General features: G+C 44.5%; 14 protein-coding genes. 7 read left to right on the top strand and 7 right to left on the bottom strand.

Annotated features, from left to right (window positions below; translation table 11 throughout):
- Positions 1–69: 69 nt before the first annotated feature.
- Positions 70–1,257 carry a class I SAM-dependent methyltransferase gene (locus tag AC4II3_RS11010; protein ID WP_488011376.1) on the top strand — a complete coding sequence of 396 codons (1,188 nt, stop codon included), beginning with the start codon at positions 70–72 and terminating at the stop codon, positions 1,255–1,257.
- A gap of 95 nt (positions 1,258–1,352) precedes the next feature.
- Here AC4II3_RS11010 and thiS read toward each other — a convergent pair whose 3' ends face one another.
- Positions 1,353–1,577, bottom strand: a complete 225-nt coding sequence (gene thiS, locus AC4II3_RS11005) for a sulfur carrier protein ThiS (protein ID WP_488011374.1) — start codon at positions 1,575–1,577, stop codon at positions 1,353–1,355.
- Positions 1,578–1,663: 86 nt separating this feature from the next.
- The gene (locus AC4II3_RS11000; RefSeq protein ID WP_488011372.1) at positions 1,664–2,746 is read right to left on the bottom strand and encodes a thiamine phosphate synthase; all 1,083 of its coding nucleotides are present in this window, start codon (positions 2,744–2,746) and stop codon (positions 1,664–1,666) included.
- A 204-nt stretch (positions 2,747–2,950) separates the two neighbouring features.
- On the opposite strand from AC4II3_RS11000, the gene AC4II3_RS10995 reads away from it, so the two are divergent.
- Positions 2,951–5,140, top strand: coding sequence for a DUF1565 domain-containing protein (locus AC4II3_RS10995; protein ID WP_488011370.1), 2,190 nt, complete (start codon positions 2,951–2,953; stop codon positions 5,138–5,140).
- Between the two features lie 108 nt (positions 5,141–5,248).
- Here AC4II3_RS10995 and AC4II3_RS10990 read toward each other — a convergent pair whose 3' ends face one another.
- The 3 genes from AC4II3_RS10990 to AC4II3_RS10980 all read right to left on the bottom strand — a co-directional run bounded on the left by AC4II3_RS10990 (position 5,249) and on the right by AC4II3_RS10980 (position 7,033).
- Complete coding sequence (locus AC4II3_RS10990; RefSeq protein WP_488011368.1) at positions 5,249–5,518, bottom strand: Uma2 family endonuclease; 270 nt, start codon at positions 5,516–5,518, stop codon at positions 5,249–5,251.
- A 74-nt stretch (positions 5,519–5,592) separates the two neighbouring features.
- On the bottom strand, positions 5,593–6,204 hold the full coding sequence (locus tag AC4II3_RS10985; RefSeq protein WP_488011389.1) for an alpha/beta hydrolase: 612 nt from the start codon (positions 6,202–6,204) through the stop codon (positions 5,593–5,595).
- A gap of 199 nt (positions 6,205–6,403) precedes the next feature.
- Complete coding sequence (locus tag AC4II3_RS10980; RefSeq protein WP_488011366.1) at positions 6,404–7,033, bottom strand: Crp/Fnr family transcriptional regulator; 630 nt, start codon at positions 7,031–7,033, stop codon at positions 6,404–6,406.
- Between the two features lie 253 nt (positions 7,034–7,286).
- Here AC4II3_RS10980 and AC4II3_RS10975 point away from each other — a divergent pair, with 253 nt between their 5' ends.
- The 5 genes from AC4II3_RS10975 (at position 7,287) to AC4II3_RS10955 (ending at position 13,185) form a co-directional block, all read left to right on the top strand.
- A complete protein-coding gene (locus AC4II3_RS10975) occupies positions 7,287–8,345 on the top strand; it encodes a sirohydrochlorin chelatase (RefSeq protein WP_488011364.1) in 1,059 nt (352 codons plus the stop codon).
- Between the two features lie 76 nt (positions 8,346–8,421).
- Positions 8,422–8,658, top strand: a complete 237-nt coding sequence (sipA, locus tag AC4II3_RS10970) for a regulatory protein SipA (RefSeq protein WP_008182949.1) — start codon at positions 8,422–8,424, stop codon at positions 8,656–8,658.
- 120 nt (positions 8,659–8,778) lie between these two features.
- On the top strand, positions 8,779–9,858 hold the full coding sequence (locus AC4II3_RS10965) for an MraY family glycosyltransferase (protein ID WP_488011388.1): 1,080 nt from the start codon (positions 8,779–8,781) through the stop codon (positions 9,856–9,858).
- Between the two features lie 542 nt (positions 9,859–10,400).
- Positions 10,401–11,303 carry a TetR family transcriptional regulator gene (locus AC4II3_RS10960; protein ID WP_488016699.1) on the top strand — a complete coding sequence of 301 codons (903 nt, stop codon included), beginning with the start codon at positions 10,401–10,403 and terminating at the stop codon, positions 11,301–11,303.
- 37 nt (positions 11,304–11,340) lie between these two features.
- Positions 11,341–13,185 (top strand): pentapeptide repeat-containing protein, encoded by a 1,845-nt coding sequence (locus AC4II3_RS10955; RefSeq protein ID WP_488016701.1) that lies wholly within the window; start codon positions 11,341–11,343, stop codon positions 13,183–13,185.
- A gap of 36 nt (positions 13,186–13,221) precedes the next feature.
- Here AC4II3_RS10955 and AC4II3_RS10950 read toward each other — a convergent pair whose 3' ends face one another.
- The gene (locus AC4II3_RS10950; RefSeq protein ID WP_488016703.1) at positions 13,222–13,935 is read right to left on the bottom strand and encodes a DUF2259 domain-containing protein; all 714 of its coding nucleotides are present in this window, start codon (positions 13,933–13,935) and stop codon (positions 13,222–13,224) included.
- A gap of 114 nt (positions 13,936–14,049) precedes the next feature.
- Positions 14,050–14,466, bottom strand: a complete 417-nt coding sequence (locus AC4II3_RS10945; RefSeq protein WP_488029148.1) for a helix-turn-helix domain-containing protein — start codon at positions 14,464–14,466, stop codon at positions 14,050–14,052.
- Positions 14,467–14,650: the final 184 nt, after the last annotated feature.

The following is a 14,650-nucleotide window of genomic DNA, read 5'->3' as shown; positions in this document are numbered from 1 at the left end:
ATCAGCCGTCAGCTGATAGCTGATTATTTGTACTTTCCCTGTACTAGTCTCATGGAGTTAAAACGTGAAATGAACACGTTATCTAACCACAACTGTCCTGTATGTGCCTCTGCTGATTTAGAGGTGTTTTTTGAGATGTTGGCGGTGCCAGTGTACTGTAATCTGCTGTGGCGATCGCGTCAAACTGCTCAAAACTGTTCCAAGGGAGATATCAAACTAGGGTTCTGTCCTAGCTGTGGTTTTATTAGCAACCTAGCGTTTGACCCTACTAAATTAGGTTATTCCCAGGACTATGAAAACTCCTTACATTACTCTCCTCGATTTCAGGAGTATGCCCAATCCCTTGCCGCTGGATTGGTGAAGCGCCACAATCTCTACAATCAAGACATTATTGAAATTGGTTGTGGCAAAGGGGATTTTCTTCTAAGCCTATGTGAAATAGGTAATAACCGAGGAGTAGGTTTTGACCCCAGCTATGTTCCTAGGTCAGAGCATCAACCACTTCAGACTCAAGTCAAGTTTGTTCAAGATTTCTATTCACAGCTCTACCAAGAGTATCAAGCCGATCTAATTTGTTGTCGGCACACCCTAGAACATATTTCCAATCCCGCAGATTTGCTCAAGCCACTACGACAGGCCATCGGTTCTCGCCTCAATACCGTTGTTTTCTTTGAAGTCCCCAACGCCTTAGATACCTTTCGCCATTTAGCAGTGTGGGACATTATCTATGAACACTGCTGCTATTTCGCCCCCTCTTCTCTAGGGCAAGCTTTTGTCAATGCTGGGTTTCAAGTTACTGACATCAAGGAGGCCTTTGGTGGTCAGTTCCTTTGCCTGGAAGCAAAGCCAGTCCATGGGGAAATCCCAAACAGCTATGGAAAACCCGATGAAATCGAGGTATTGACTCAGGATATTGCCAGCTTTACCGCTAGGTTTCAAGAGAAGTTAGAAAGCTGGGAGCACAAACTGACAACCATCGCTCAAACTGGGAAAAAAGCCGTAGCATGGGGTGCTGGCTCAAAAGGGGTTACTTTTTTGAATCTGCTCAAGTGCCAAGATGTGATTGATTACATCGTAGATCTCAATCCCCGCAAACAGGGGAAGTACGTTGCTGGAACGGGACAAGAAATTGTGCCACCAGAATTTCTCCAGCATTACCAACCTGATCTGGTTATTGTGATGAACCCTATCTATGAAGAGGAGATTCGACAATTATGCAAAAATCTAGGTCTAACTCCTGAATTAATGTGTGTTTGACTGTCTTTTAACCTTGGCTTTGGTGATATCAAGTCCAGTTGAATACCCATCATCAAGAAGATTGATGGGCGGATGGTCAGATGGATTCGATAAAGTCAACCCCCGCCAACAATAGTCACAATTTCCAGCTGGTCTCCCTCCTGCATTTGAGTCTGGCTCCAAAACTGCCGATGGAGAATTTCACCATTGTATTCTACCGCTACCAAGCGCGGATTTAAGCCTAGCTGTTCTAATAGCTGCGGTAGTTTAGTGTCAGAAGAGCAGGTACGGGATTCACCATTAACTTCAAGGGTAATTTGAGTTGTGTTGTTAGATATCATCAGCTAATATTTACCAGCAAGCTATTCAAAATTAGTCACTATTACTTATTACCTAACATCTCTAACTATTATCAAGTTTGATGACATTAGGGTTTAGAAACCCCAGCTTCAAGAGATCGAAGAGTGTGCTCTCGTTTGAGCTGGGACAGAAAATATTGAGTCACTAGAGTTGGTTGTTCCGCCTCCATGATCCCCCGCACAACCGCCACTCGTTGAGCTCCGGCATCTAAGACATAGTTTAAATTGTTTGGATCAATTCCCCCAATTGCAAACCATGGAATTGTAGCATGCTCTTTAGCATACTTGACATAATCCAAACCAGCTGCTGCCTTATTGGGTTTAGTGGGGGTTTCATAAACCGGTCCAACACCGATATAATCTGCCCCTTCAGCAATTGCCCGGTGTAGTTCATCAGGGTTAGTAGTTGAGCAACCAATGATACGGTGGGAGCCGAGGAGCTGCCGTGCTAAGGAAATTGGTACATCTTGTTGTCCGATATGAACCCCATCAGCCTCCACTGCCAGAGCTAAATCTACCCGGTCATTCATAATAAACAAAGCACCATAGTGATGGCACAGCTGGCACAATTTCTGAGCATCAGCCAGTTTGTCCCCATCATCTGCTTGTTTTTCCCGGTACTGTACCAAGGTTAGTCCACCTTGGAGGGCAGCCTCTACTTTGGCAAACCACTGGTCTGACAAGGATGTAATCAAGTAGAGATGCGATCGCTCTAGCAACTGATGACGCTGATATCCCAGTAAATTACTTTCTAGGCTGTAAACCCGATAGCGCATCTGCTTAAAGGCGATCCCCATCTGAGCATCGTATAGCTTACCATATTCTTCCAACACCCGTAGTGCTTCTTGCACCCGACACAAATTAGCCTGTAAAAGCTGCTGAATGCTGGAACGTCGTTCTTCCTGGGGATGAGTTAGTCCAGTCCCTGGATCCCCTGAGGTATCTCGGAAGATCCTGATTTCCGAGGTGTGCCAACGGGCTAATTCCTGGCGCATTTCCTTGCACTCCCCAGCCATCTGGGCGCTGTTGAGACCAAAGCGGCACCACTCCTCAATAATTCGCAAGCCTTCTCTAGCTCGGTCTAAATTTGCATCCAAAATTCGGCAAACCGCCGATTTTTGACCCATAATGCCGCTGTGTTGGTCATCCATTACTAACTACTCCATTATTATCTATCCTAACAGTGGATGGAAAGCTTGTTTCTGTGGTCAGTAACCTTTAGCAACGGACACATTTCAAGTGATAAATGATTACAAATAGATTACAACTATCCTAGTTTATGGATACGATCAAGCTTGACATTCCACCAAACTGTTATGTCATATTCCTCAACATCGTACCCTCGGATAACAGCCATGAGTTTGATCAGAATTAACACTATAGAATTACCTATTTCCGTTCCCGTAGCGTGGCCGAAGGCCAATCATTCCCACTGCCATCACCAGCATCACCAACATCAGCCTAGACGCTTTGATTTTGGGTTACCAGTGACAACAATTTTGCTGGGATTAACCTTTAGCATCTTCAGCCAAGCTATCCCTTCAAGAATGGTGCCACTAGGATTAGGAGGAACCACAGCTTTAGCCCAATCAACTCAGGATGATAGGGCAAGAAACCTGGATCTTACCATAGAAAGAAAATTTTTGTTTGTAAACCCAGTTACCGGCAACGACACTAGTGGTGATGGCACCCAGGATTCACCTTTGAAAACTATCACTCAGGCGCTACAAGCTGCCCAGCCCAATACTGTGATTGTACTCTCTAGCGGTATCTACAGCAGTGAGATGGGTGAAACCTTCCCTCTACTTCTGAAACCCGGTATAAAGCTACAGGGCAACCCCCGCACTAGAGGTCACGATGTCGTTATTCGCGGCGGTGGTACCTTTGTTAGTGCCACGGCTGCTAGTCACGATGTCCTAATCGTAGGTGCTGACCAAACTATTATTTCTGGCGTGACCCTTAACAATACTAATCCAGAAGGTTATGGTTTGTGGCTGGAAGTCGGTTCGGTTTTAGTGGAAGACAATACCTTAACTGGGAATACCAAAAGTGGGATTGCTGTGGAGGGAAATAGTACACCAACAATTCGCAGTAACTACTTCTACAAGAATCAAGGAAATGGGATCAGCATTTACGGAACCTCAAACACTCAAGTGGATGACAATGTATTTGAAAATAATGACTTAGGAATTCTGATTGCGGAAAACGTTGCACCCCATATTGTTAATAATCGTATCACTGGCAATATAAATGGGGTAGTGGTTGAAACCAATGCTCAACCATTTTTCCAGAATAACCTGATTGAAAATTCCCAACTGGATGGATTAGTCCTCAAGGTCGGAGCTAATCCGGATTGGGGAAATTCACCAGAATCAATAAACAATACATTAAACAATACATTAAACAATATATTTCGAGGTAATAGGCGGTTTGATATTAATAATCAGGACTCTGAGCCTACTCTGATTGCTTTTGGTAATCAGCTAGAAAAGGAAACTAACAGTGAGGTTAATTCAGGGGAGACTGAAAAGGATATCATTCAAGGGTCGAAGCTTGAAACACCAGCTGTTAGTAAACCAGCTGTTAGTAAACCAGCTAGTACTTCTGATGGTTCTGACAACCAAGCCGTTGTCATGGCAGAAAACTCTAATCACTCACAGAAGACTACGCCTAATTCTCAGGAGAATCCCACCACCCCCAGCCAAGTCGTCCCATCACAACCGCCTGCCGAGAAGGAACCTACAAAGGAATCTACATCTGCTCAGGTCTCAGCAGCTTCATTTCCTGTTCCATCGAGTTTGGAGCCTCAGCCATCTACCTCGACTGATAACATCGGCAAAGACGCAGCTCTAGATAATTCTGCAAGTACTGAATCTTCTAGACCAGCAGCAAGGTCCCAAACTGAGAGTCAGCAAACCTCTGAAACCCAACAGCCTTCTGATGCTAGGACTCAACGTTCACATTCTGAACCCCTGACACCCCTGACTCTGAAAGTTATTCAAAATCAGGAGCAGTCATCTTTTGAGGAACCAACATCTCCAGCCAAACCAGGAGAGGATTCTAGCAGTTTTACTCCGGCTTCACCGTCACAGGACGTGATTGATGGGTCAAGTAACAGGTCAAAACCAACACCGGCAGCAGCCTCGACTGAGGAGGTTAACGTTATGATGTCAATGTCTAGTCAGATCAGTACACCGGTTAATCAAAATACTAGTAATCAAAATACTAGTGCTAGCTCTAATTCAGGTAGCTCAATTCCAGTGTTTTCTAGAAGTACCCAATCAAACTCGGAACAAAGGGGACCTCAAGGGAATAATCCTACTTCAGCTCTACCCAGTCAGGGTTACCGGATTTTGGTAAATGCTGAGAGTGAGCAGCAACAAGATTTAATGCGATCGCTAATTCCCGATTCTTTTCTGACCTCCTTTCAAGGAAGAACTGTGATGCAAGCGGGATTGTTCACAACCCTGGAAAATATTGATCGGGTGCTGAAGTTACTCAGTAGTTATGGTTTGAGCGCCACTATTGTGCCTCTGAATTACTGATCAGACCAGGGAACAGGGAATGGGGAAGCTTTAACAGCAAGGGTTTGAGCGACCACAATTGAGCAACGACAACGGAACTTAACACAAGTTTTTAGAATTTATCTGCACTTACTCTTGCCAAAGTTCTGGCATCGTCAGCACAAAACCAGGTAAAACCGATTCACCACTAACGGTGCTAGGATTGTCTAGCTGCTCAACTAGTGCATCAGGGCGATAACTATAAACCTGGCGATGATCAGGGTCAATCAACCAGCCCAGCCTTGCCCCATTCTCTATATATTCCTCCATTTTATTTTTGAGGTCTTCCACCCGGTCATTGGGGTAACATAGCTCAATCACAAAATCGGGGCAGATAGGCGCAAAAGGTGTTCTGCCCAATTAATGTTTTTTATAATGTTATTTCTAGTTTAAAGGTATTCCAGAGAAGTTAGGATATTGACCATCTCTGTTCACTATCTATTGAATAAAATAAATTCCCGGAGCAATTCTAAAAGCTCTAATGAAATCTCATGACCCATATCTAATTCTCTGTACTGCACTGCTGCTCCCGAGTTGAGCAAATAATCTCGTAACCGGTGAGCAGCACTTAAAGGAACAACCGTATCTTGTCTACCATGCACAATTAAAATGGACGGCAACGATGAATCAACCTCTTTAGGGGTGCGATGCATATAGCCACTCAAGGAAGCTAAACCTGCCAGGGGTAAGGTCAACCCTACATCTAGAGCCATTGCCCCACCTTGAGAAAAGCCACACAAAATTGTGGAGGACAGGGGAATACCTGTAAAACCTTGGAGAGAATTGAGCCAGTAGCTCAAGCGCTCTTGGCTTTCTTCTAATCCCCGATAGTCGTCTCTTGCCAAGTCGTACCACATTCTGCCACCAGTTACCTGAGGGTGGCTAAAAGGAGCATCGGGAATTAAAAATTGGGTGTTGGGCAAGTTTAACGATGGCACTAGAGATGCCACAGCTTGAGCATTAGCACCCCAACCGTGTAACGCTACGACCAATCGTGCTGGTCGTTGACCGTTTGCTGGTGGAATTGAAATCGCTTCGAGAGACAGGCCTCTTACTCCTGAAGAACACAAGTGATCAGCATTCCAGATAGATGGGCTGAACTAGCGTACATTGACGCTCTCCCCTAGGGAGTAGGTTTGGGGAATTAATCGGGGCTGCAACTAAAATATAAGCCGAATAGCTAACTTACTTTATGGCGCGCTTTTCTGGTTTCAGCCCAAGATATCTGTTAGTCTGAGAATCCTATCACCAATCTGCCACATTTGTAAAGCTGTCGTGCTTTAGGATAATGTGGCGAACGCTATCAACAGTAATGGCTCCCTCATTCTTGAACTTGGTGAGCAGTCGGGTAACTGTAACCCGGGTCGTTCCAATTGCATTGGCTAAATCCTGATGAGTAAGACGCATGCCAATCCGAATACCATCTGGTACTGGCTCACCAACTTCCCGTTTTAATAGCAATAGTAAATGTTGTAAGCGTACCTCAACCCGGCGCTGACCCGAGATTGCTAACAGGATCTCTGTCTGTCGCATCCGACGCACTAGTTGGGGTAAGATAGTTTGAGCTATATAGGGAGAATTGTTGATTTCCGCTAAAGAATACCATTTGAGACGGACATCAGATAGGGCGATTGCCTGATAAGTTGACAGGACAGAAAACCAATTACCAAAGAATGCAGAAGACTCTGCCCAACCCAACCATATCTCCTCCCCTTCTGGGGAAAGGGTACTCAGCTGGACTCGGCCCTCGTCTACCTCCCAAACACCCTGTGCTACTAGAGGGATCTGCTCACCCCTAGCGTAGAAATGCAATCGGCGTTTAACCTTTGGATCTTGCTGCTTTCTCTCTAGAATTGTTCTCGAAAATTGGTGCATAGGGGCAACAAGGCGTGGATACTTTCCCTACCTTAAAGCAATAAGGTAAAGGGTCGGTAATCAATAGATTAAGCCATTACACAAATGAGGTATTAATAATAAAGGATGAAGTATTCAGGAGCAAGATCGATGCTACCCCTGAGTTATTGTCCTTACCTTCCCTACCACTAAAATTCCCTTTATCAAATTAAGTATGTAAGAAATATGTAAGTATGACGTAGAAGTATGAGCTATGAATGATCAAGGATGAAATATGAAGATCGATGTCACCGCTGACTCATTGTCCCTATCTCCCCTACCGCTAAAACGCCCGTTATTAATGGTTGGTCACGGCACTAGAGACCCCGATGGGCGTCAGACTTTCCTTGATTTTGCCCAGACCTATCAAACCTTGAACCATTCTCGACCAGTAGTGCCTTGTTTTTTGGAACTGACTGGTCCAACTATTCAAGAGGGAGTAGAGAGTTGTGTCCAGCAGGGTTATACAGAACTAACTGTATTACCGATTTTACTGTTTGCAGCTCGCCACAATAAATTTGATGTTACTAACGAGTTAGACCGGGCAAGGGCAAAATATCCCCAAGTCAAGTTTCACTACGGGCGTCATTTTGGAATTACTACAGGAATCCTGGATTTATGGCGGCAACGGCTTGCCAAACTTGACCAACCCCAATCAGAGTTACCCGTTAGCCAATTGAAGGGTGAAGCTTCCAATCTAGAACCTTTAACAAAACAACCTTTACCCTTAAGAAAAGACACAGTACTTCTATTTGTTGGTCGTGGGTCTAGTGACCCTGATGCTAATGGTGATGTCTACAAAATGGCTCGCATGCTCTGGGAAGGCAGTGGCTATAAAACTGTGGAAACCTGCTTTATTGGCATTACCCATCCTCGGTTAGAAGAGGGCTTCCGTCGCGCCCGACTATACCAACCTAAGCATATTATAGTACTTCCTTACTTCCTATTTACCGGGGCTTTAGTAAAAAAGATTGTTGATATCACAGCTCAGCAGCAGAAACGTTATCCAGAGATTCCCTTGACCTGTTTACCAGAAATGGGAATTCAGCCTCAGCTGCTATCTGTGCTCAGGGACCGAGAAATCGAGGCTCAGTTGGGGCAAGTGCAGATGAATTGTGAGATGTGTAAGTTTCGGTTAGCAGCCATTGATAATGGTGCTGACAACGGACACTCCCACCACCATCACCACGGGCATGACCATCACCACCACCACTCTCACCAGCATAATCACAATACCCCAGACCCCTATCAAGATTTGGAAAAATACCACCAGCGTATTTGGCAAGCACCCTAGGGTTGAAGGTTGAACGCGCACGCCTTCAACCTTCAACCCCATCACCTTCAACCCCATCACCTTTTTTGACTGACCAATGTCTCAAGACTTTAACGTTGGCGATCGCGTCAGAGTAATTACATTACCACGCTACGTCAAAACTGCTGAACCAATGCCGATGTTACGACCTCCTGATGTGATTAAAGTTGGGGAAGAGGGAGTAATCCTCGACCGACGTCCAGGAGGATACTGGGGTGTTCGCTTTTCTAGAGGAGCATTTCTGATCGATAGTCAGTACATTGAGTTAGTTCAGGAGGAAAATCCAAACCCCTAATCCCTAAGTGGTAATCCCTTTTTCCTGCTGATGTGCTTCTGCCCATGTACCTTATTAACAAGATGAGCTTAATATTATCCATAGCGATTACAATTTTGCAGTGTGGACGTGACTTGGGAGATAGATGTGTACGGCTTCCTACAGTCCCTCGGAATTGCCAACCCTAGGGGAAGTGGCTGGCTGGCAGTCATATTAACTTTCGGATTGGCATGGGCAGTGACTAGATGCTTGATGCCAACTTTACGCTCGTTTGCTCTAGAGGTTGGTTGGGCTGACCAACCCAATGCCCGGCGGCTTAACCAAGAACCCTTACCTAATGCAGGAGGGTTAGCTATCTATACCGGAGTGGTAGCTGCACTGGTACTAGCTACCCTCCTTAGACCGATTGTCATCGAAGGGGTGTTAGCTCAAGTGCTGACTATTCTCCTAGGGGGCTCGGTTCTGGTACTGGTAGGCTTTATTGATGATCAATTTGGTTTGCCTGCCTATGTACGCTTGTCGGTTCAAATTATTGCTGCCCTCTTGTTAGTGGCTAGTGGTGCCGGGATTAAAGCTACCTTCGGGACTCCGATTGATGTCCAACTCTCCATGTTACTTACGGTTCTATGGGTTGTGGGTATTACTAATGCCATTAACCTTATGGATGGGATGGATGGTTTAGCAGCAGGCGTCAGCTTTATTACTGCTATGAGCCTGTTAGCGGTTTCCGCTCAGTTTCCCAGTCGTGCCGCAGCCACCTTGCTTCTGGCAGCCCTAGGGGGGTCAGCTCTTGGCTTTTTGCGCCATAACTTCCATCCTTCCCACATTATTATGGGGGATGCAGGTGCGTACTTCTTCGGCTATGTACTAGCTGCCAGCAGCATTTTAGGGTCTTTAAAAGTGACTACGGTATTTGCCCTAGTCCCCCCAGTAGTATTTTTGTTATTGCCAGTCCTAGATACTACTCAGGTATTTGTGCGACGGTTGATGAATGGTAAAAATCCTCTAACTACCCCAGGTAAAGATCACCTACATCACCGCTTGCTAGCCTTTGGTTTCTCCCAGCGCTATGTCGCCCTTATCCTTTGGGGCATTACCTTAGTGTCTAACTGGCTAGCGATGAAACTGCAAGAGATGACTCCTAGGGTGATTTATGCCACGACAGGGGGTATCATTTTGCTGTTAGGCATTACTGTTTTGCAAAGAATTAGAGCAAAATAAAGCGTTCCCCAATTGTGGAATGATTAAAGGTAATCGGTAATTGGTAATGGGTCATGGGTAATTGGTAACTGACCCAACTCTACTTGATATCCCAAACGATAGTCAGCAATGCCCTGGTCAGTGCTGGCAAGAGCAGTGTGTTTGTAGGGCCTAAGCTGAGTACTCTTGCTCTGGACTTAAAATATTAAGATATATTAAATTGTCAATTAAATTGACATATTATAAGAGACCGCTGCTAAAATTAATGGTGGGTCTGACCCCACATACTTTAATTGGTATTAAATGATATAATATACGATTTATTATTATATCCTGATTAAATCACCTGCTTTGAGGCGATTTGCTAGCAACAAAGCCGCCCTCTTCAGTAAGCAGCAAGACTACCGGAATTTAACCGATCACCATCGTCAAGCTTGAGTCAAGCTCCATTTGTTGGAGATTCAAGCTTCATCTCTTGATGCAATTGCTCATGGGGGTTTACCCCAATAGCTATGCTGCATCCCTTTACCCAATTTCTTGCTTGCAGCGGTTAAAGATGACTGATGACCAATTACCCCTTAATTAATATCTTACTACCAGCTGTAGTTATCTCCAGCACTATATTTTCTAGCTTGACCTTACCGTTTGTTTTCAACAAATCAAAACCAATAGAAGTTGGAGTCAAACCGTTTTTCAGCCTCGAAGTTAAACCCATCTTCCATGAAGACCATAAGGATTTAGCAATTCCTTATCTTGGCGTTGCCATCCTAGCGAGTGTGTTAGCTGGTCTTGGCACTGTTGAAGTGGGAAGGCAATGGCAAAAATACCAAGCATCAGTCAGAGAAAAAAACAGACAACGCCTCCAGGAGATCGAATCCCTGAACCAAGCTGAATCAGAACCAGAGGAGCAACCAGATGTTCCAGAATACCAACCAGATGTTTCAGCAATAGCTCTTACCCAGACCGATGATTGGGTCAGGTATCGAGGACTAACTCCTCCTAACACTCAATCGTTTGCTGTTCAACAACCCCATGGTGTTGTTGATAGCAATAATGTTATTGAGTTTAAACGCAATAGAGTAGCTCAAACTACAGGGATGGCTGTAAATGTCAACCAACTTAAGTTTTACCCTGAATCCCAAAACAATAATTCAGTTCAACTGAGGTCTTCCCCTGTTCCTGCTCTTGCTCTCCTTCAGGATTTGGAATTATCCTCCAGTCATATTATTAAATCCCGTCAGGATTACCAAATCTGCTGGATTAACGTACCTCATTTAAGCAGACGCTTATTAGCCATTAACGTTGATGGTCAATACTACAGTTTTTTACGATTAGAAAAAACTCAAGAACAACTTATCGCTATTTTGTCTAAGGTAGCTGATCAGCTCGATAAAATAGTAATTACTCATATCGATAAAGGGTATGTAATTTGGAATTGGGAACCGGAGGTTTTATCTAATAAATAATTTTGATTATTTTTAACTTAAAACTATCGTACAAAATATGAATACTGATGAAATTCAGTCACAATATTCCCTTGGGGAAAGAGATTTTAGTGGAGCTGATCTAAGTCAAGTCAACCTCAGCCAGGTAAATCTGGAACGGGTAGTTTTATGGCGAGCCGACCTCAGTCAAGCAATTCTTACTGGCACTAACCTCAGTAGTGCTGATCTCTGGGGAGCTAATTTGAAGGAAGCTAACTTAACTCAAGCTGTTCTATGTGGTGCTAATCTGGGTCAGGCAGACTTGAGCGAAGCTATTCTAGACTTAACTAACCTCCATACTACACTATACAATTTTTCCACTCAGTTTCCCCCAAATTTCGACCCTACCAAGGCAGGAGCTTATTTAATTGCCCCCGAGGCTTTACTAACAGAAGCTAAATTGAGTGGGGTAGATCTCAGTGATACCAATTTAAGGGGTGCGAATTTGACCAGAGCTGACCTCTGGAAAACTAACCTCAAAGGTGCTGATCTCAAAGAAGCTAATCTAACCCGTGCTTGCTTAATTGGGGCTGAGTTGCAGGATGTTGACCTAACAGGAGCTAATTTAAGCCGCTCCAATCTGATGGGGGCAAACCTCAAGGGTGCTAAGCTTCTAAATGCAACCCTGAGCGGTATACTCTACGACGAAACCACTCAGTTTCCTGAAGATTTTGACCCAGTGAAGGCAGGAGGACATTTAATTGCTCCTGGTGTATCTCTACCAATGGCTAACCTGAGTCAGTCAAATCTCAGTGGTGTGGACTTAAGTGAAGCAGACTTATCCCAAGTTGACCTGAGTCAGGGTCACTTTTTTGGTATATCTTTGCTTAGAGCTAATTTAAGGAAAGCCAATTTAAGAGGAGTTCAATTCTGGGAAGCGGATCTACGAGAAGCGGATCTACAGGAAGCGGATTTGCGGGGAGCGGACTTATGGTTGAGCTTAGTTAGTGGCGCGGATTTCAGAGGAGCAGATTTAAGGAGAATTCACTTGTTTGGAGTAGATCTGTCCGCTACTAATCTCGAAGCGGTTAACCTCAAAGGAGCAATTTATAACGAACAGACTCAATTTCCTGAAGATTTTGACCCCACAGCCCATGGGGCATATCTAATTGCTCCGGATGTGTCTCTGTGTGGGCTAAATCTTCAGGGGGCTGACCTCAGAGGAGCTGACTTGAGTAGGGCAGATTTGGGTCAAGTTAGCCTGTTTGGGGCAGATCTTTACTCGGTTAACCTGGAGGGAGTCAATTTGCTCGGAGCGCTCTACGACCAAGCTACTCGATTTCCAGAAGGCTTTGACCCGAGCCAACACGGAGCCTACTTAATTGCCCCCGGTGCATCATTTTCAGATCAAGAGTTAAATGGGACTGATCTCGGAGGAGCTAACTTTAGTAAGGTAAATTTGCTTGGTGCAGATCTGCGCTGTGCTAATCTCGAAGATGCTAAATTTGAGCGATCGCTCTATAATCAAACCACTCAATTTCCGGAAGGGTTTGACCCTAGTAAGTTGGGAGCATATTGCATTGTGCCTGTTGCTTCCCTATCAGGGCAAGATTTGAGTGAAGCCAACTTAGGAGGAGTTGACCTGAGTCAAGCTGATCTAAGTGGTGCTAATCTCAGTCAAGCTGACCTTTGGGGGGCAAACCTGAGTCAGGCAAACTTGGCAGGGGCTAATTTGACAGGTGCTGACCTGTTAGGGGCAAATTTAATTGGTGCTGACTTAAGCAAGGCCACCCTAAGTGGTGCTAATCTCCATGGGGCACAACTTAAGGATGCTAAACTGACTGGGGTAGACCTGAGTGATGTTGACTTGAGCAACACGTTTATCAGTGGGGCAATTATGCCTGATGGTACGCTTCACCACTGAGCTGTTAGAAGGCAAAAGGCAAAAGGCAAAAGCAGTTTAGATCGGAAAACTTTGAACAAAGGTTGTCTGAAAGTCAGCGTTATAGGTGGCTTGGTGGAGATTGATCAGTACAACTATGTTCTGTCTATTGGGGGATAAGCGAACTTCTCTGATCGAATATTTCCTGATAGCTTCACGGTAATTGTTCAGTTTACCTAGGGTCAGTTGGCGATAATTGTAATTAATGACTAGCTGCATTGAAGCCCGGTCTATATCAGACATTCCTCCAGATAAAACTGAGGGAATATAAATTTGTTCTAGACGAATCTCTAGTGGGTCTTTTTCTTTATCCACCAAGACCTTAACCGTTTCTGTGCCATTGGGTTGAATGGAACGCTCAATAATTGGCAGTTTTAGTCCTACTTTTAGTTGATTGAGTCCTAAGCTCCGTCTTATTCTTTGGGTTTTCCTGAGTAAGCTCTCTTCAGCCTCTTTAGGAGTGAGATTGGAATCCGAGTAGTTATAGTTAGTTTCTAGACAACCTTTCTTGACACAAGCGTTAGTGGCTACATCGATAATTTGGATTTTGGCGGTAGGAACCTTTGTGACATGGTTTCTAGCACTTTCCAGATAAATATAGTTGCGGCTATCTACAGAAAAACCTGACAATCGACGATTGGTTTTGACAATAAGTGCTAATCCTTCCTCCCCAAGCAATAGTAGAAAGAAGCTCGCAACCAACAAACTTGAATATAAATAAAAGCGTTTCATCCGACTTCCCTGATCCTTGAATTGGTCTTTTCCATACCAGTGATGATGTTTCTCTGGAGTATAGCGTTTCCTAGTCTAATCAGGTAGTGTATAGTCAGGTAAGCTGTTACTAAATCAAATTACTTTAAAATCAGAAATAGTCTCAATCCACACCCTGGCTCCACATTTGAGGGGATCATCGGGGCGATACATGACTCGACATGGTCCATTGACTTCCACGGTATGACCATAAGTGTTTTGAGAGCCTCGTTTGACGGTAATCACAGGATTGCGCTCCCCGGTCTTGAGATTGTTGCGAATTACTCTTTGATTAACATGAATCACAGCCTTAGTGTACTCTCTGCGTTTTGACCAGTTCCGTTTGGGACCGCGAGTGCCAGGAGTCACTACTGGCATGCCATCAAACAGAGGAATCACCCAAGTTCTACCGACTTTATAGGCTCCTTTAACTCTGCCTTTGCTCAGAAGGTAACGGACGCGAGTGGCGGAAATACCTAGTAAATTAGCGGCTTGTGCGGTAGAAATCATCATGGGGAGTTAACCATTGCGTTAACGATACTGTTATTGTAACAGCATTTTGGGGAAGATGCAAAAAATGAGATTTTAGGTATTAATTACTAGGTGTGTTTTTGGGTGAGGAGAGTTGACAATTAGTCCTTGAATCATCCACAATCTTCGACAAACCTACACAGGATTGTCGAAGATGCATTATCGT

The organism is Moorena sp. (assembly GCF_982860115.1).
The sequence above is the reverse complement of the archived record's forward strand: the minus strand, read 5'-3'. Positions and strand labels throughout refer to the sequence as shown.

Coding starts and splice junctions, on each gene's coding strand:
- AC4II3_RS10980 (WP_488011366.1), bottom strand. CDS start 7,033: ATGCACCAATTTTCGAGAACAATTCTAGAGAGAAAGCAGCAAGATCCA.
- AC4II3_RS10945 (WP_488029148.1), bottom strand. CDS start 14,466: ATGATGATTTCTACCGCACAAGCCGCTAATTTACTAGGTATTTCCGCC.
- AC4II3_RS10950 (WP_488016703.1), bottom strand. CDS start 13,935: ATGAAACGCTTTTATTTATATTCAAGTTTGTTGGTTGCGAGCTTCTTT.
- thiS (WP_488011374.1), bottom strand. CDS start 1,577: ATGATATCTAACAACACAACTCAAATTACCCTTGAAGTTAATGGTGAA.
- AC4II3_RS10960 (WP_488016699.1), top strand. CDS start 10,401: ATGACCAATTACCCCTTAATTAATATCTTACTACCAGCTGTAGTTATC.
- AC4II3_RS10955 (WP_488016701.1), top strand. CDS start 11,341: ATGAATACTGATGAAATTCAGTCACAATATTCCCTTGGGGAAAGAGAT.
- AC4II3_RS11000 (WP_488011372.1), bottom strand. CDS start 2,746: ATGGATGACCAACACAGCGGCATTATGGGTCAAAAATCGGCGGTTTGC.
- AC4II3_RS10975 (WP_488011364.1), top strand. CDS start 7,287: ATGAAGATCGATGTCACCGCTGACTCATTGTCCCTATCTCCCCTACCG.
- sipA (WP_008182949.1), top strand. CDS start 8,422: ATGTCTCAAGACTTTAACGTTGGCGATCGCGTCAGAGTAATTACATTA.
- AC4II3_RS10995 (WP_488011370.1), top strand. CDS start 2,951: ATGAGTTTGATCAGAATTAACACTATAGAATTACCTATTTCCGTTCCC.
- AC4II3_RS11010 (WP_488011376.1), top strand. CDS start 70: ATGAACACGTTATCTAACCACAACTGTCCTGTATGTGCCTCTGCTGAT.